At 41.8% G+C, this 16099-nt stretch carries 20 protein-coding genes and 1 riboswitch; of the genes, 2 read left to right on the top strand and 18 right to left on the bottom strand.

Features of this window, described 5'->3' with window-relative positions; translation table 11 throughout:
* The 5 genes from ribB to EBQ12_RS14865 form a co-directional block, all read right to left on the bottom strand.
* Positions 1-624 carry a 3,4-dihydroxy-2-butanone-4-phosphate synthase gene (gene ribB / locus EBQ12_RS14890; RefSeq protein ID WP_080995755.1) on the bottom strand — a complete coding sequence of 208 codons (624 nt, stop codon included), beginning with the start codon at positions 622-624 and terminating at the stop codon, positions 1-3.
* Between the two features lie 11 nt (positions 625-635).
* The gene (ribE, locus tag EBQ12_RS14885; RefSeq protein WP_026050106.1) at positions 636-1286 is read right to left on the bottom strand and encodes a riboflavin synthase; all 651 of its coding nucleotides are present in this window, start codon (positions 1284-1286) and stop codon (positions 636-638) included.
* Positions 1287-1538: 252 nt separating this feature from the next.
* Positions 1539-1680, bottom strand: a riboswitch (FMN riboswitch).
* A gap of 114 nt (positions 1681-1794) precedes the next feature.
* Complete coding sequence (locus tag EBQ12_RS14880) at positions 1795-2139, bottom strand: hypothetical protein (RefSeq protein WP_008344451.1); 345 nt, start codon at positions 2137-2139, stop codon at positions 1795-1797.
* Positions 2140-2373: 234 nt separating this feature from the next.
* On the bottom strand, positions 2374-2610 hold the full coding sequence (locus EBQ12_RS14875; RefSeq protein WP_048003380.1) for a DUF2164 domain-containing protein: 237 nt from the start codon (positions 2608-2610) through the stop codon (positions 2374-2376).
* Positions 2611-2810: 200 nt separating this feature from the next.
* Entirely contained in the window at positions 2811-3392 is a 582-nt protein-coding gene (locus tag EBQ12_RS14865; RefSeq protein ID WP_125590494.1) for a TetR/AcrR family transcriptional regulator, read from the bottom strand.
* Between the two features lie 239 nt (positions 3393-3631).
* On the opposite strand from EBQ12_RS14865, the gene EBQ12_RS14860 reads away from it, so the two are divergent.
* Positions 3632-4894 carry an MFS transporter gene (locus EBQ12_RS14860; RefSeq protein WP_125590492.1) on the top strand — a complete coding sequence of 421 codons (1263 nt, stop codon included), beginning with the start codon at positions 3632-3634 and terminating at the stop codon, positions 4892-4894.
* Between the two features lie 30 nt (positions 4895-4924).
* On the opposite strand, the gene EBQ12_RS14855 is transcribed toward EBQ12_RS14860, so the two are convergent.
* Positions 4925-5362, bottom strand: coding sequence for a peptidylprolyl isomerase (locus EBQ12_RS14855; protein WP_007501040.1), 438 nt, complete (start codon positions 5360-5362; stop codon positions 4925-4927).
* Positions 5363-5683: 321 nt separating this feature from the next.
* Between EBQ12_RS14855 and EBQ12_RS14850 the strand changes: the two genes are divergently transcribed.
* Positions 5684-6568, top strand: coding sequence for a DUF1002 domain-containing protein (locus tag EBQ12_RS14850; protein WP_060781162.1), 885 nt, complete (start codon positions 5684-5686; stop codon positions 6566-6568).
* A gap of 40 nt (positions 6569-6608) precedes the next feature.
* On the opposite strand, the gene lysA is transcribed toward EBQ12_RS14850, so the two are convergent.
* From lysA to EBQ12_RS14790, 12 genes are all read right to left on the bottom strand, one after another.
* A complete protein-coding gene (lysA, locus tag EBQ12_RS14845; RefSeq protein WP_060781163.1) occupies positions 6609-7934 on the bottom strand; it encodes a diaminopimelate decarboxylase in 1326 nt (441 codons plus the stop codon).
* 115 nt (positions 7935-8049) lie between these two features.
* Entirely contained in the window at positions 8050-9522 is a 1473-nt protein-coding gene (locus tag EBQ12_RS14840) for a spore germination protein (protein ID WP_007501043.1), read from the bottom strand.
* Positions 9476-10084, bottom strand: coding sequence for a stage V sporulation protein SpoVABEA (gene spoVAEA, locus EBQ12_RS14835; RefSeq protein ID WP_041507002.1), 609 nt, complete (start codon positions 10082-10084; stop codon positions 9476-9478). The genes EBQ12_RS14840 and spoVAEA overlap by 47 nt, the downstream gene beginning before the upstream one ends.
* A gap of 6 nt (positions 10085-10090) precedes the next feature.
* Positions 10091-10441 carry a stage V sporulation protein AE gene (gene spoVAE, locus EBQ12_RS14830; RefSeq protein ID WP_007501045.1) on the bottom strand — a complete coding sequence of 117 codons (351 nt, stop codon included), beginning with the start codon at positions 10439-10441 and terminating at the stop codon, positions 10091-10093.
* A complete protein-coding gene (spoVAD, locus tag EBQ12_RS14825) occupies positions 10441-11457 on the bottom strand; it encodes a stage V sporulation protein AD (RefSeq protein WP_008344437.1) in 1017 nt (338 codons plus the stop codon). Before spoVAD ends, spoVAE begins: the two co-directional genes overlap by 1 nt.
* Positions 11458-11469: 12 nt before the next feature.
* Positions 11470-11922, bottom strand: a complete 453-nt coding sequence (gene spoVAC, locus EBQ12_RS14820; RefSeq protein WP_024718929.1) for a stage V sporulation protein AC — start codon at positions 11920-11922, stop codon at positions 11470-11472.
* Positions 11923-11942: 20 nt separating this feature from the next.
* Positions 11943-12359: a stage V sporulation protein AB gene (locus EBQ12_RS14815; protein WP_007501049.1), complete on the bottom strand. Its 417-nt coding sequence runs from the start codon at positions 12357-12359 to the stop codon at positions 11943-11945.
* Complete coding sequence (locus EBQ12_RS14810) at positions 12349-12969, bottom strand: stage V sporulation protein AA (protein ID WP_008344433.1); 621 nt, start codon at positions 12967-12969, stop codon at positions 12349-12351. Before EBQ12_RS14810 ends, EBQ12_RS14815 begins: the two co-directional genes overlap by 11 nt.
* A 114-nt stretch (positions 12970-13083) precedes the next feature.
* Entirely contained in the window at positions 13084-13851 is a 768-nt protein-coding gene (gene sigF, locus EBQ12_RS14805; RefSeq protein WP_125590490.1) for an RNA polymerase sporulation sigma factor SigF, read from the bottom strand.
* A gap of 12 nt (positions 13852-13863) precedes the next feature.
* Entirely contained in the window at positions 13864-14304 is a 441-nt protein-coding gene (gene spoIIAB / locus EBQ12_RS14800) for an anti-sigma F factor (RefSeq protein ID WP_007501052.1), read from the bottom strand.
* Complete coding sequence (gene spoIIAA, locus EBQ12_RS14795; protein WP_008344431.1) at positions 14301-14654, bottom strand: anti-sigma F factor antagonist; 354 nt, start codon at positions 14652-14654, stop codon at positions 14301-14303. Before spoIIAA ends, spoIIAB begins: the two co-directional genes overlap by 4 nt.
* A gap of 157 nt (positions 14655-14811) precedes the next feature.
* Positions 14812-16014 carry a D-alanyl-D-alanine carboxypeptidase family protein gene (locus EBQ12_RS14790; RefSeq protein ID WP_125590488.1) on the bottom strand — a complete coding sequence of 401 codons (1203 nt, stop codon included), beginning with the start codon at positions 16012-16014 and terminating at the stop codon, positions 14812-14814.
* Positions 16015-16099: the final 85 nt, after the last annotated feature.

The raw sequence follows: 16099 nt of genomic DNA, 5'->3' as shown, positions 1-16099 counted from the left end.
TTATTTTGTTTTCATTGTCGTTGTTTGCTTGTTTATATATGCCTGCAATGCTTCAATCGTCAGCATCTTTAAATCGTGTTCTTTTTGAATTTTTTGCAGTTCGGGTACGCGGGCCATGGTTCCATCTGCATTCATAATTTCACATATGACACCCGCTGGCACTGAACCCGCAAGTTTAGCAAGATCAACGGCCGCTTCTGTATGACCTGGTCTTTCTACTACGCCTCCCTCTTTCGCAATAAGAGGGAAAACATGACCTGGGCGGGCAAAATCTTCTGGTTTTGACTCTTTATTTAACATGGCCAAAATGGTCGTTGAGCGCTCAAAAGCACTTATACCAGTTGTCGTTGACATATGGTCGATGCTCACTGTAAATGCTGTATGATGTGCATCCGTATTTCGCTCGACCATGGGATGCAGATCCAAGTGTTTCGCAATCGAGGCATGAACTGGTGTGCAAATAAGACCTCTTCCATGTAAAGCCATGAAGTTAATGACTTCCGGCGTTGCATGCTCAGCAAGTGCCACAAAGTCTCCTTCATTTTCTCTGTCTTCATCATCTACTACGATAATGATTTCTCCTCGTTTCAGGGCATTTACTGCCTCATCAACTGAATGATACATACAATCGCCTCCTAGAATCCGTGCTCTTTTAAAAATGATGGGGTTAATCGTGATGGCTGCTTTTCGTTTTGCTCTTTTGTTAAAAAGCGATAAATGTATTTACCGATCATGTCACATTCAATATTTACTACATCCCCCATAGATTTAGTCGGGAAAATAGTTCCTTCAAGCGTATGTGGAATGATAGAAACTGTCACGTGAGCATCTCGCAAATCGAAAATAGTCAAGCTGACGCCGTCTATTGCGATCGATCCCTTTTTTGTGAGCATATCTGTGAGGGTCTTGTCCATTTTCAAATCATAGTAAATGGCATTACTCTTCTTTTCTACACGGGTAATCACAGCCGTTCCATCAACATGGCCTGAAACAAAATGACCGCCGAATCGTCCATTTGATGACATCGCTCGCTCTAAATTCACTTGGCTACCTGGCGCAAGCTGATCAAGTGATGTCGCTTTGACCGTCTCAGGCATCACATCTGCCGCAAACTGTTCTTTTGTGAAGCTTGTGACAGTGAGACAAACGCCATTGATGGCGATACTATCGCCTAGGTGAACATCTTCTAGTACACGACTGCACTTGATGATGATTTCCATGGCATCTGCGGATCTTTTGCTCAATGACTGGACTGTACCCACTTCTTCAATAATCCCCGTAAACATGTGATCCTCCCTTTCTCTTTCTTTTGTATTTCTCACTTTATGAAAAAGCGATGTTTGGGACATGTGATCGATTGAACACCTTCGTCGCTTTTTATGGTCCATACAAGGTAAATGAGGGATCACCTAATAAACACTGCATGCGATGACTATATTGACATACAGAAAGCCCCGGAAAAATTCCGGGGCTGTGGTTTTTTTGCATTAGAAATAAAACTATGATCAACACATATTTTTTGTTCATACATAGCTTTCGTTATCCTTCTCCCATCCAGACTTTCACTGTCGGCTTCAGCTTCTCACTGAATCAACCGTTAATAAATTAACGGGTCACGGGCTGTAAAGCATTTGCTTTATTACCGTCGGTCGGGATTTTCACCCTGCCCCGAAGGATACAATCGATATTTAGCTGTCCTTAGGGGCTATTATAGCGATCCTTGTGGTCAAATGCAACAATCAAGATTTATTCACTTATTCATAAAAAAAGCCTCCCTATAGGAAAGGAGACTTGTTAATTGACGACTTTTACTACTTTTATAAGACCGTCTATTCTTTTTTCATTACTAAAGTATGCTTTAATACGATCGCCTTTTTTCAGATCGGCCACATCATCTTCAAATTTCTTCCCGTTAAAAATGATTTTCGTGCCATTTTTGGCTTGACCGTAATACTCATCACCATCAATTTTTGTAATGGTATATTCATAGATTGTGTAATCTTTATCATTATTCGTTAAACTTTCGCCAATGGCTGTTGGCACATCTTCAATTTTCATGCCATTCATGTATAAATAACCTGCGCCTAAACAAAGCAGTAAAACAAATAAGATTGCGATTTTCAATTTGATTTTCCCCATATTTAGAACCTCCATCATCTGCACTTCGCCTATTTGTATGTTCTATTCCTTCTTTTGATGAAATAAAACCAAAAAAGCTGATTTTCATTAATGGTTACTTATATAACGATTCAAATGGACTTTTGGTTCCACCTTTTCATCATTACATATGATACGAATATGCGTTCTTTATTAAGGGGGTCTTTTTTCCTCTTTATCTGTTAGCAGGATGAATAAGATAGACGAGCTTTTTGATTATATTCTTTTCTCTAGTGCGAATAGATCTTCCTCTAACAATTGAGATCTTTGAACAGCGATATTTCGGCTGTCACGAACCCCTTGATTATAATAGTAGCTTCCAAGATATTTTGTGATAAATTCTAATAGATTGATGGCTGCTAATTCACCAATCTCCTCTTCTCGTTCTTCGGCAAAGTAACGCTGAATGGCAATCATCATCTGGTTTTTTTCTTCTTTTGTTAATGGTTTCAAAGTATCTCCTGCTTTCTTTCAGCATGATCACACGCTTTTTAGATGTGCACTTCCACTTATTTTTAGAGCTACATATGGTGACACTCACGAATACGAATGTTTGTTCTCTTATCATATCACAAAAACGTGTCCATCACACCCTAAAAGAAAAAGCGTGTTTTAATCAATGGATCAAAATACGCTTTCTTTATATAGACTATTTATTTCAATATGGATATTATCGTCGCTACAGAATGATCTACAAATGAACGCTCTGGGCGAGATTTCATGAGAACTGTAAGTCCAATAAAAGAAACAACCAGCGCCTGTGCTAAGGCTTTGGCATTCAGACTGCTTTCGAGCTCACCCGAGCGAATACCTTGTACAATTTTTTCTTCAAAAATGACCGAAAGATACATCTGATGCTCTCTTGTGAGAATTTCAAATTTCTCTTCGTGGGGGGCAAGCTCGACTATTGTATTGATGCAGAAGCACCCTTTACTCGGCCCATGTCCATATTCCTCTTCTACTAATTCAGCAAATAATGTATGAAATGCTTCCTTTACAGATAGATTGTTTTGAAGTTTTGTTCGAATGTGGGCAGCATGCTGAGTTGTATATTTGCGTAATGCCGCTTCAAACAATTCCTCTTTATCACCGAACGCTGAGTATAAGCTTGGCCGCTGTATTCCCATTTTTGCAGTTAAGTCGCTTAATGTAGTCGCTCTGTACCCCTTCTCCCAAAAAAGCAACAAGGCCTCATCTAACGCTTTTTCCTCATCAAATTCCCGTTGTCGAACCATTATCAACCCTCATTTCTATCATAAAAATCTCTTCACTAAATCAATCATCTATTTCTTATAACGTTTTTTACTCATCGGTATATTATCATTTTATTTTATTGACATATCATTGTCAAATTGACTAGATCTTCACTACATCGTCTTGACTTTAAAACGTTTCTTTGGTTATCCTTAACAGGAATCATTTTATACCAATTAGTATATTATACTTTTCAGTACAAAAGGAGCTGATGACATGCATGAAAAAAGAAAAAATGAATGCCGTTGAACATTCTGATCTAGAAACGACTCATTTACAAATAAACACCCGATCAACGATGACTCGCAATATGGCTCTACTGTTTTCGACAGCCTCAGGGATGGCAGTAGCAAACATATATTTTGCACAGCCATTATTAGACTCCCTCGCATCCGAGTTTGGTATCAGCTATTCATCCATTGGTATGGTCATTACGATTACTCAGCTTTGTTATGGGCTAGGACTGCTACTGATCGTACCACTTGGTGATCTGTTCAACCAACGGCGACTCATCGTAGCTCAAATGCTAGTATCCGTGTTATCTCTCATTCTAGTCGGTATCGCCCCTACCTCCACCGTCCTGTTCATAGGACTAGCTGCGGTGGGACTGCTTGCTGTAGTCACTCAGGTACTCGTAGCATTCGCAGCGACATGGGCCGCTCCTGAAGAACGTGGCCGCATAGTGGGCTTGGTTCAAAGTGGAATTGTGATTGGTATTCTTCTCGCACGAACGTTTGCTGGTGTACTAACCGATCTCGCCGGCTGGAGATCAGTCTATCTCGTTTCCGGCGTGATGATGCTGATCATCACTGGCGTGTTGTACCGGTATCTTCCGCGTGCTGACAGCAAGAGAGTCTCCATATCCTATGTGAACTTGCTCGCTTCAATGTTTATATTGTTCAGACAAGAACGAATTCTACGTATTCGTGGCGTACTGGGTTTTCTGATCTTTGTTGTGTTTGGCACGCTGTGGACTTCACTTGTGCTGCCTCTCAGCACTACGCCATACAATCTGTCACATACGGCGATTGGTGCATTTGGCCTTGCTGGAGTTGCCGGAGCATTAGGTGCCGCTCGAGCTGGAAGCCTTGCTGATCGAGGCTTAGGACAGTTAACAACGTGCATCGCCCTTGTCCTATTACTCTTTTCATGGTGTTTTATTTTTTTCACTGAATATTCCCTCATTTTATTAATCGTTGGTATCATCATTCTTGACCTATCTGTGCAGGCCGTTCATGTGACCAATCAAAGTATGATTTTCATGGTCCGGCCTGAGGCGAGAAGCCGGCTGACTGCTGCTTATATGATTTTTTATTCCCTCGGCAGTGCGCTCGGTTCTATTGTATCAACTAACATATACGCAAACGCTGGCTGGAATGGGGTATGTCTATTTGGAGCCTCAATCAGCGCCTTAGCCCTTTTATATTGGATGATCACCTACCGCTTCACGGCACAGATCACAGGAACATCAGATGTAAAATAAAAAAACACCGCAATTAAGCGGTGTTTTGGATTAAGCATCGATCACTTCGACTTTTTCCATGCCTTGTCCTTGTTCCATATCAAGAACAGCTTCGATACCAGATGTTACTTTGCCAAAAACAGTGTGAACACCGTTTAAGTGCGGCTGTGGGTCATGTACGATAAAGAATTGGCTGCCGCCAGTATCTTTACCAGCGTGTGCCATTGATAATGAACCTCTCTCGTGCTGATGAGGGTTTCCTTCTGTTTCACATTTAATTGTGTAACCAGGTCCTCCAGTTCCATTACCGTTCGGATCGCCGCCTTGGCTTACGAACCCTGGGATCACGCGGTGGAATTTCAATCCGTCGTAGAAGCCTTCATTCGCTAATTTTTCAAAGTTTGCTACTGTACCTGGAGCAGCCTCTGGGTAAAGTTCAAACTCAATTTTCTTTCCATTCGTTAATTGTATGTATCCTTTTTTCGCCATTTTTCACATTCTCCTTTCAGGTTAAACAACGCTCATTATAGCACATTTTCGGTGATGTTAAACATCCCCTGCTTACCTAATGTGATTTACCTCTTTTGCCATCATTGATAAAATAAAAGAGCTTGATCCTTTTCTCCTAAGGAAATGATCACAGACTGAGCAAATCACTTCATCATATTGGAGGTTTCAAACATCTTTAAAAGAAAATTGAAACGTCAGACTGATTTGTTACGTCTATATGATGGAGTACGATTCAAATCATGTACTCAAAAGATGAGTTTCTCACCATCGAGAAACGCTTTCGACTTGAAGGAGGTCAACATGTTTAAAAAAACAATGCTTGGTATGATGGCAGCGCTCCTTTTACTGATTGGTGCGCCAAAAGTCAGCTTAGCGGATGCAGCTGTCGGCGATGTCATCGTCACACTCGGGCAAGACTTAACACCGGCTGATCGCCAGAAGGTGCTTGACGAGTTGAATCCACCTGAAAATGCGACAAAAATTGAAGTAACCAATAAAGAAGAGCACGAATATTTAGGAAAGTATATCCCTCGTTCTCAAATCGGGACTCGAGCATTATCATCTTCATCCATCACCATTGAAAAATCAGGTGCGGGTCTGACCGTGGATACACATAACATTAAGACCATTACAGATGAGATGTATTTAAATGCTTTAATGACCGCAGGCGTGAAAGATGCAAAGGTTGTCGTGACGGCGCCGTTTGAAGTATCTGGCACAGCAGCACTGACAGGTTTATTAAAAGCCTATGAAGTGTCAAGCGACAAAGCCATTCCCGAAGATGTGAAACAGGTGGCTAACGAAGAGCTTGTAACAACATCTAAATTGGGTGACTCTATTGGAAAAGACAATGCTTCTGCCCTGATTGCAAAAATCAAAGATGACATTGCCAAAAATGGAGTTCCTAAAACAACAAAAGAAGTGGAAGAAAAAGTAGATCAAGCCGCTTCTGATTTGAACTTAAATCTGACGCAGGACCAAAAAGATCAACTTGTCTCTCTCTTCGATAAAATGAAAAATATCAATATCGATTGGAAACAAGTCGGATCTCAAATTGATAAAGCAAAAGACAAGATTACAAAATTCATAGAATCAGATGAAGGGAAAAACCTTCTACAGAAGATTTGGGATTTCTTTGTCTCCATTTGGAATGCGATCGTCTCTGTATTTACTGGTGGAAAATAAATGTCATAGAAAAAGCTGCCTGATGATCAGGCAGCTTTTTTTAAGTCGATGATTTCACTTTTGATTGATAAGGTAAATCCAATTTGACAATGTCCTCATATGTCTCACGCTCAACGACAAGCTGCGCTTCCCCATCTTCTACAAATACTACAGCCGGGCGCGGGATGCGGTTATAGTTGTTTGACATGCTGTAGCCATAAGCTCCTGTACAAAAGACAGCTAACAAGTCTCCCTGTGATAACTCTGGCAGATCAATATCCCAAATGAGCATATCTCCACTCTCGCAGCATTTCCCTGCAATGGACACCGTTTGATCATGCGTTTGGCTCATTTTATTGGCGCTCGCTGCTTCATATTTCGCTTGATATAAAGCAGGTCGAATGTTATCACTCATTCCGCCGTCAATGGCTACATAATCGCGAATTCCAGGTACATGTTTGGATGAGCCGATCGTATAAAGAGTGGTTCCCGCATCTCCAACAAGTGAGCGGCCTGGCTCAATCCAAATTTCAGGCATCTCAAATTCATAGCGGGCTACATTTTCTTTCACCGCTTGAATAATTTTCTCCACGTATTCAGTTGCTGGAAGTGGTTCGTCCTCTTCTGTATAACGGATGCCAAAGCCTCCGCCTAAGTTCAGCACTGTGGAAATAAAGCCAAATGATTCTCTCCATTCATCTAGCTTCAAGAAAATTTTATCTGCCGCAAGGACAAAACCAGCCGTATCAAAAATTTGTGAGCCGATATGACAATGAACACCTAAGAGCTCGATCACTTCTGATTCAAGTACTTGTTTGACTGCTTCGTCTGCTTGTCCATTATGAAGATCAAAACCGAATTTTGAATCTTCTTGACCTGTTGTGATATAGTCATGCGTATGTGCTTCAACACCCGGCGTGATGCGGAGTAGTACTTTCACCTGTTTTGACAGCTCTTGACCAAGCTGTTCAATGAGTGTCATTTCATAGAAATTATCAACGACAATACAGCCAATTCCGTGCTCTAGTGCCATCTTTAATTCTTCTCTGCTTTTGTTGTTACCATGGAAATGAATTTTTTCTACTGGAAACCCGGCACAAATAGCTGTGTGCAGCTCGCCGCCTGAAACGACATCAAGTGATAAGCCTTCTTCTTTTGCCAGCTGGAACATGGCAATAGAAGAAAACGCCTTACTCGCATATGCCACCTGAGCTTTTAGTTCTTCTTCAATAAATGCTTTCTGAAAGCTTTTTGCACGCTCCCGTATTAAAGCCACATCATATACATAAAGTGGTGTCCCATACGTTTCAGCTAAAGAAACGGCATCAACACCACCAATTTCTAAATGTCCGAGTTCATTTTGTCTGCAAGTGCCGTGTAAATACAATGTCATTCCCTCTTTCTCCGCCTCGGCTGAAAAAAGACAGCTGCACAAGCTGCCTTTTGCCGTTTCTCAAAGTTAAAAATACAATATCACAATCTTCAGCCACTTTCAACGAGCGTTAAGAATTTGGCGGAATTTTTGATCTGTTCTGAGGGTGAACGATGCTTGGCCTTACTTTTGAGCCAGGAACAGACGTCCGAATGAGCACTTGCCACAAGGCCTTTCCATTAAAAGGAATAAACGGCCACATATAAGGCGTCTGTAAGGAACGAATGGATGTTAAATAAATAAGTAACAGCGTAAAACCGATGATCAATCCATTCAGCTTAAAGATCGCTACTAGTGCTAATATGATCAGCCGGATGATTTTATTAGCGACACTCAGTTCATAACTTGGAGTGGTGAATGTGCCGATGGCTGCTAGCGAGACGTATAATATGACCTCTGGTGTAAATAAACCGACATCAATTGCAATTTGTCCAATTAAAACGGCTGCAATCAAGCCCATGGCAGTCGACAAGGCGGTCGGCGTATGAATCGCCGCCATTCGTAAAAATTCCACCCCAAAATCAGCAAGGAATACTTGGAGAATGACAGGGATATGGGAGGGTTTGTTAAATCCAATATAGCTTAGATTGTCTGGCAGAAGATTCGGTTCTAGAATAAAAAGAAACCAGATCGGCAAAAGAAAAGTAGAACATAAGATGCCTAAAAAACGCACCCATCTTAAAAAAGTCCCAACTGCTGGCGCCTGGCGGTATTCTTCAGCATGTTGAACGTGATGAAAAATAGTGGTTGGCGTAATGATGACACTAGGGGATGTATCTGTAATGATGATGACATGCCCTTCTAATATATGGTTAGCTGCTACATCTGGGCGCTCGGTGTATCGTACAAGCGGGAAGGGATTATATCCTTGCTTAATGATAAATTCTTCAATTGTTTTATCAGACATCGTCAGTCCGTCAACTTTGATCCCAGACACTTCTTTTTCGATAATATCAACAAGATCAGGGTCAGCAATGTCTTCAATATAACAAACACAGACGTCTGCTTTAGAGCGCTCGCCTACTTTAAGCATTTTGTATCGCAGTTTTTCATCCCGCACTCTTCTGCGAATGAGTGCTGTGTTCACAATAATATTTTCAACAAAGCCGTCTCTTGCACCTCTGACAACCTTTTCTGTATCCGGTTCCTCCGGCATTCTACCAGGGTAGCTCCTGACGTCAATAATAAATGCGTAATTTTCACCTTCGACAACGACTGCCACAAGTCCAGACAACACTTGATCCACTGCTTCATCAAGCGTTTCAACTTTTGAGACTTGCTGATTGACAAGACGGTTTTCTACCACACGTGCAAGATCATCTGATTCAGGTTCGTTGTCATTGATTTCAATCAGTTCTTTTAATAAATAGATCACATATTGTGTATCACATAATCCATTTACATAGTAAAGCTGGATTTCCTGATCATGGACATAAATTTTCCGAACGCCAAGGTCAAAGCTGAGACCCATCCCGACATTGTCTTTGAAAAAATCTTCATTTTTCTTTGGATCTCGGTACACGTGCACCTTGTCTTTCTTCATGGAAACCGCTCCTTTCTAAAATTAATTCGACTGCCTTCATTGTGATGGGGGACCCTTTGCTTAGATCATCTTTCCGTCCCATCTTGCCAATATCTCCAATGCCGACAACAATCGGAAGCTGTAGTGAATCGAGACAATACACTGTATCTCCACTCATTTTGTGTGGTTCCATTTCTGGAAGTCCATGTTTGTCAACGCCGTATTCTGTCAGTTCACCTTCCCGGTCAATGGAGACATGTACCTTTGTCCATTCCGCTTGATGGGTTTTAGATGCCACTGCAATGGCGCCAATCACTTCAATTTCAGGGTGACGTGCTACGTGCTTCATCGCCGTCTCCCCTGTTCCTTCACCTGTTAAGCCAGAATCATCAAACATGACAAACACTGGGTCATACGGCGTTTTTAAAATCATCTGGACCAGTTCTGGTCCTGTTCGTTTGCTCGGATTCCCTTTTGAGCTGGAAATACATCTTCCGCCGACTTTCTTTGCGACGAGCTCAATCGTTTTGGCAGCATATATATCTCCGTCTGTCACTAAAATGACTTTGCGTCTTTGCCCCATATTAGGTTATCCTTTCGGTTTAAAGATAAGTGCAATGATAAATGAAAATAAAATTGCAGCTGATATTCCAGCAGAGGTTAACTCAAAAATCCCAATTCCGATTCCAATAAATCCGTGGACATCAGCCTGATGCATCGCCCCATGAAGCAAGCTATGACCAAAGCTTACGATAGGCACGGTAGCACCCGCTCCTGCAAATTCAATAAATTTATCATAAATACCAAACCCGTCTAAAATCGTCCCCGCCACAACAAAGGTCGTCATGACATGTGCTGGTGTGAGTTTCAGTACATCAAGTAAAAGCTGGCCGATCACGCAAATCAGTCCGCCTGCAACAAAAGCAATCAAATAATCCATTAGCTTTCTCCTCCTGCACGCTCAAATACAACTCCGTGCGCAATGGTTGGAATGGTCTCTTTTTGCTGAACCATCATTGGGCTGAGAAGCGCCCCGGTTGCTACAACTAATACTCTTTGTAAATTCCCTGCTTTCATTTCTTGAAAGATGTGACTGAATGTCACGACAGCTGAGCAGGCACAGCCGCTGCCTCCAGCGAATACATTTTGATCAGGTGTGTATATGATTAATCCGCAATCATCATGCTTCCGTCCAAGCTGAATGCCATCTTCTTTCAGAAGATCCTTTAAAATAGGCGATCCAATTCCAGATAGATCTCCTGTTAGGATGAGATCATAATCATCTACTGTTCTTCCTAAGTCTTCTAAATGTTGTTTGATTGTGTCTGCCGCTGCAGGCGCCATAGCCGAACCCATATCAAATGGATCTGTAATCCCAAGATCCATCACCCGTCCGACGGTGGCACTTGTAATTTGAATTTGGGAAGGTTCTTGGCTGATGACGACAGCACCGCTCCCTGTCACTGTACTTGTGGCTGTATCGGGTTTTTGCCCGCCATATTCTGTTGGATTACGAAATTGCCGCTCTGCCGTCGCATTGTGACTGCTTGTCGCAGCAAGTGCTCTATTGGCAAAGCCACCATCTACTAGCGCTGAGGCAATGGCGACTGATTCCATAGATGTGGAGCAGGCACCAAATAAACAAAGAAACGGGATTTTGAGTTCTCTTGCCACATAGTTGGCTGTCACGTTTTGATTCAGTAAATCTCCTGCCAGCAGAAGGTCAATATCACTTTTTTGCAAATTCGCTTTTGATAAGGCCATTGATATGGCATCATCCATGAGCTGCCTTTCAGCCATTTCCCAGTTCTTTTGATAACAGTGCATTTCATCATAAGTTTTATCAATGAGATGACCGATTGGGCCTTCTTTTTCTTTCGGTCCTGCAGCTGTTCCTTCCGCATTCACATAAAGCTTGTGTTCAAATACCCAAGATTGCTTACCTGTTAGTTTCACGTTTTATTCCTCCTACGAAAACATCTTTTCCAAGACGTATCGAATAATCCCTACGACATATGCCGAGACGACACCAAACACAATGACGTTCCCAGCCAGTTTAAACATGTTGGTCGCTACACCTAACACAAGCCCTTCACTTTTATGCTCAAGAGCCGCACTTGTCATGCTGTTTGCAAATCCTGTCACCGGGACAGCTGATCCCGCTCCAGCAAACTGGCCGATTTTATCGTAAATACCAATACCAGTTAAAATAGAAGAAATTAAAATAAGGGTCGCCACCGTTGGATTCCCTGCTGTCTTCTCATTAAAATCAAAAAAAGTAATATAGAAATTTTGCAATCCCTCGCCTATCGCACAAATCAAACCGCCGACAAGAAAAGCCTTGATGCAGTTCAGTACATAAGGAGGTTTCGGCTGATACGTTTTCACTTTAGATGGATAGTTCTCTTTTAAACTTGACACGCGTTGTTCCCTCCACATTTTTAAATATAAATAAGCCAATGAAATAGCGAGCCAAACACCTTTCCTAAGACGATGGCCATGAGCAGCAGCACAATTTTCCCGTCCATTCCAATTCTTTTCGTTAAGATAGGAAGTACATTTAACACTTCAGTGAGTGCGGCAGCAAGCATGCCGACAAAAATGCCAGATAAAAGACCGATCGGTAGCGCCAGCCATTTGGATAAATGCAAATGGACTTGACTTAAAGTAGCCCAGCCGCCAACGACCGCTCCACTTATCACGGCAGCCTCATATCCTTGAATAAAACGCTGCGTTTTCGTTAATTGCATTAATCGAGGGATAATACCAAGCACTGTGAGAAACGCCACGAATCCTGCCCCTACCGTTAAACCGCCGCCGAGCCCAACAAGCACCACAAAAAGCCATTTACCGATCATGGATATCTTTCAATGTTTCTTTGTTTTCATTGAGTGCGACATAATGATCAAGATCGAGCTGATATTTAAACATTTCCACTTCAAGCGGGCTTGGCTCTTCGTTTAAACGCTTTTTAAACACATGATTGAAAAATAAAATCATGCCAAAACCGAGTCCAAAGCTATATGGAATTTGTAATAAATACGGATGCTCAACCGTGTTTCCAGTAATCATCTCGTAAAGGCGGATATGAACAAGTCGCATACTAACATCCTCATGGAAATTCATGATGGCAAGGGCCGCTCCGACAAATAAGAGGAGCCATACAAACACGAATAATACGGGGGACAGTTGGCGTTTGCCTGTATCAATTTCAACAATGGCCTCTGACCCTCCAACCGTTTGAATGTCGATGTCAGGCCACGCTTTTTTGATCGTTTTGACCACATGCATGATATCTAACACAACGATGTGACGATCCTTTTTGCTGACATGGTATATCGGCATTTTGCTCAGCTTTTGCACAGCACTGTCATCTCCAGTGATTTGGGCAATATCCTCTAAATAGATAAGCTGATCATTACCAGTCTTAATCCGATGGCGCAGCCGAATAAAGATTTGTCCGTCCATCCAAGTCACTTCCTATACGATGGGTTAAAAATAGTATGTGGTGAAAAATGGTTCTCATACTGAAAGAACTTGATTTACCGGTAATTACCACACAAAAAAAGCCAGCCGAATTGGCTAGCTGTCTTTTTGATCCATTTGCATTTGGATTTGTTTTAAGATTTTCTTTTCAAGCCGTGAGACTTGCACTTGGGAAATTCCGAGTCTTTCTGCTACTTCTGATTGTGTTTGGTCTTTATAATACCTTAAATAGACAATCAGTTTCTCGCGCTCTTCCAATTCTTTAATCGCCTCTTTCAGCGCAATTTTATCAAACCATCTTTCTTCTGAATGATCGGCAATTTGATCGAGCAACGTAATCGGATCGCCGTCATTTTCATACACGGTTTCATGAATAGATGATGGTGAGCGGACCGCTTCTTGAGCAAGGACGACATCCTCAGGTGTGATGTCCAGATATTCAGCGATTTCCTGAACAGTCGGCATTCGTCCATGAGATTTAGACAATTCGTCCCTTGCCCGCCTAATTTTATTTCCAAGTTCCTTTAAGGACCTGCTGACTTTGACGGTTCCATCATCACGAATGAAACGCTGAATTTCACCAATGATCATTGGAACGGCATAGGTCGAAAACTTCACATCATAAGACAAATCAAATTTATCAACAGATTTCAGCAGGCCAATACAGCCTATTTGGAACAGATCATCTGGTTCATATCCTCTATTTAAAAAGCGCTGAACAACGGACCAAACAAGACGCATGTTTTTTTCTACGAGGAGGTCTCTTGCTTGTTGATCTCCGCCTTGGCTTTTTTTGATGAGCTGTTTCACTTCATCATTAGACAGCTGTGCTTTTTTTGCTTGCTTTTTTACCTCCACATCCATATGAGCAGCTCCTTAATTACAAAGCGCTTTGCTTTTTGATAGATGCTTTGTTAAGCGGATCGTTGTGCCCATTTCTGGAGATGAGTCCACCATGACATCATCCATAAAGTTCTCCATGATCGTAAAACCCATCCCGGAACGCTCTAAGTCTGGTTTCGTCGTAAAAAGCGGCTGCCTTGCTTCCTCAAGATCTGAAATGCCCATGCCTTCGTCTCGAATCGTCAGATACACAATATGGTCATCCAATGTGACGCTAATGTGCACCTTGCCGTCTGGATTCCCGTCATACCCGTGAATGATCGAGTTCGTGACCGCCTCTGATACAACGGTTTTGATTTCTGTTAGCTCATCTAATGTTGGATCGAGCTGAGCGATGAATGCTGCCACCGTTACTCTCGCAAAGGATTCGTTTTGACTTAAAGCAGAAAAAGTCAGATTCATTTCATTTGTCATGATGCCACCCCCAATGTTTGCAGCGCAGTTTGCTCTGAAGGCTCCATACGAATAATTTTAAACAAGCCGGACATATCAAATAAACGGTTCACTGCTGGCGAGATCGCACAGACGACCATTTCACCGCCAAGCTGTTTAATTTCTTTGTATCTTCCTAAAATCACTCCGAGGCCAGAGCTGTCCATAAACGATAAATCAGCTAAATTCAGCACGATGTGGCGAATGTCCTCTGTTTCCAAATAATTCGTCACCTTTTGTCTCAATGTCTCTGCGGAGTGATGATCAAGCTCCCCTGTCAACCGAATGCAAAGTACGCTCTCTTTTATTTGAAAATCAATACCAAGGCTCATCTTTTCTTCCTCCTTGCTCTATTTTCGGATAAAGAATGTTTCTCTTTCTTCACATGCAAATCCTTCACCATGACAAAACTAGTGATCATTCGTCACATTTAGATGTTCTTTTCGTTCATAGCAAAAAAGACTGCCAGTTGCAGCAGTCTTTCACCTTTTACTTCCATTTAACAAATTCGGCCATCGCCCGTTTGAAGAACGTCCAAACACCGGCTTTTTCCATATCTTCTTTCGCTTCAACAGGACTTTCATGAAGCACTTTTCCATCTTTTTTCAAGATGATGGTGCCAAGTTTCGTTCCTTTTGAAAATGGGGCTGTGACATCTTGAGTTAATTTAATTTCTTTTTTGATCTGATCGACATTTTCGCCTTTTTTCGTTAGAAGAGAAATCGGTTCAGACGTGACAAGCTGAATTTTTTTCTTTTTCCCTTTGCTCACTTTGATCTCTGCTACATCTTGACCACGCTTGTACAGAGGATGCGTTGTATATTGACTAAAGGCGTAATCCAGCATTTTGACGACTTGAGCATTTCTGTCTTTTGGTGTGCTTGCGCCGAATACAACAGCAATCACGCGCATGTTGCCTTTTTTAGCAGATGCAGTTAGACAGTATTTCGCCTCGCCTGTAAACCCTGTTTTCACCCCATCCACACCTGGATAAAATTTAATGAGACGGTTTGTATTCACAAGCCAGAATTTTTTATCCGTGTTCTGACGAAGATAATCTTCGTATACACCTGTGAACTTGGTGATCTCTTCATATTTCAACAGCTCTTTCGCCATTTTTGCCATATCATGAGCCGTGCTGTAATGATCTTTTTCAGGAAGTCCTGTTGGATTTTGAAAGACCGTTGAGGTGAGCCCAAGCTCTTTTGCCTTTTTGTTCATTTGCTCAACAAACTGTTCTTCAGATCCAGCAATATGTTCTGCCATGGCAACTGAAGCATCGTTTCCTGACGCAATCGCAATGCCTTTTAGCATGTCTTTAACCGTCATTTCTTCTCCCGGTTCAAGGAAAATTTGTGAGCCTCCCATAGATGCTGCATGATCGCTCGTTCTTACTTTATCAGTCATTTTTAATTTCCCTTGATCCATCGCTTCCATGATGAGAAGCATCGTCATGATTTTGGTCATACTTGCAGGGGCAAGCTTTTCATCACTGTTTTTATTGTAAAGCACTTTTCCCGTGTCACGTTCCATTAAAATCGCTGATTTGGCTTCATGCGCCAATTCTGATGTTTGTTTTTCTCCTGGCTTTTCAATCTTTTCTTTTGCCATCGCTGATGGTGTAACCATTGAGATAAGGATCATTAAAGTAAACAATGCACATATATGACGTTTCAAGTGGCAGACCTCCATTATCGTAATCCTTTCTATTTTTTCCTCATAAAGGCTGTTTTATTCAGAGATCGTTTGATTGCCATAAAAAAAAGCCCTCTGTTTC

This window comes from Bacillus sp. 2B09 (assembly GCF_003946835.1).
Taxonomy (GTDB): domain Bacteria; phylum Bacillota; class Bacilli; order Bacillales; family Bacillaceae; genus Bacillus; species Bacillus altitudinis.
This window is presented reverse-complemented; position numbering and strand designations above follow the sequence as displayed.

Bases quoted from the DNA above. Each gene is read 5' to 3' on its own strand.
- ribB (WP_080995755.1), bottom strand. From the start codon at position 624: ATGTATCATTCAGTTGATGAGGCAGTAAATGCCCTGAAACGAGGAGAA.
- ribE (WP_026050106.1), bottom strand. From the start codon at position 1,286: ATGTTTACGGGGATTATTGAAGAAGTGGGTACAGTCCAGTCATTGAGC.
- EBQ12_RS14880 (WP_008344451.1), bottom strand. From the start codon at position 2,139: ATGGGGAAAATCAAATTGAAAATCGCAATCTTATTTGTTTTACTGCTT.
- EBQ12_RS14865 (WP_125590494.1), bottom strand. From the start codon at position 3,392: ATGGTTCGACAACGGGAATTTGATGAGGAAAAAGCGTTAGATGAGGCC.
- EBQ12_RS14860 (WP_125590492.1), top strand. From the start codon at position 3,632: ATGAAAAAAGAAAAAATGAATGCCGTTGAACATTCTGATCTAGAAACG.
- EBQ12_RS14855 (WP_007501040.1), bottom strand. From the start codon at position 5,362: ATGGCGAAAAAAGGATACATACAATTAACGAATGGAAAGAAAATTGAG.
- EBQ12_RS14850 (WP_060781162.1), top strand. From the start codon at position 5,684: ATGTTTAAAAAAACAATGCTTGGTATGATGGCAGCGCTCCTTTTACTG.
- EBQ12_RS14840 (WP_007501043.1), bottom strand. From the start codon at position 9,522: ATGAAGAAAGACAAGGTGCACGTGTACCGAGATCCAAAGAAAAATGAA.
- spoVAEA (WP_041507002.1), bottom strand. From the start codon at position 10,084: ATGGGGCAAAGACGCAAAGTCATTTTAGTGACAGACGGAGATATATAT.
- spoVAE (WP_007501045.1), bottom strand. From the start codon at position 10,441: ATGGATTATTTGATTGCTTTTGTTGCAGGCGGACTGATTTGCGTGATC.
- EBQ12_RS14815 (WP_007501049.1), bottom strand. From the start codon at position 12,359: ATGATCGGTAAATGGCTTTTTGTGGTGCTTGTTGGGCTCGGCGGCGGT.
- EBQ12_RS14810 (WP_008344433.1), bottom strand. From the start codon at position 12,969: ATGGACGGACAAATCTTTATTCGGCTGCGCCATCGGATTAAGACTGGT.
- sigF (WP_125590490.1), bottom strand. From the start codon at position 13,851: ATGGATGTGGAGGTAAAAAAGCAAGCAAAAAAAGCACAGCTGTCTAAT.
- spoIIAB (WP_007501052.1), bottom strand. From the start codon at position 14,304: ATGACAAATGAAATGAATCTGACTTTTTCTGCTTTAAGTCAAAACGAA.
- spoIIAA (WP_008344431.1), bottom strand. From the start codon at position 14,654: ATGAGCCTTGGTATTGATTTTCAAATAAAAGAGAGCGTACTTTGCATT.
- EBQ12_RS14790 (WP_125590488.1), bottom strand. From the start codon at position 16,014: ATGGAGGTCTGCCACTTGAAACGTCATATATGTGCATTGTTTACTTTA.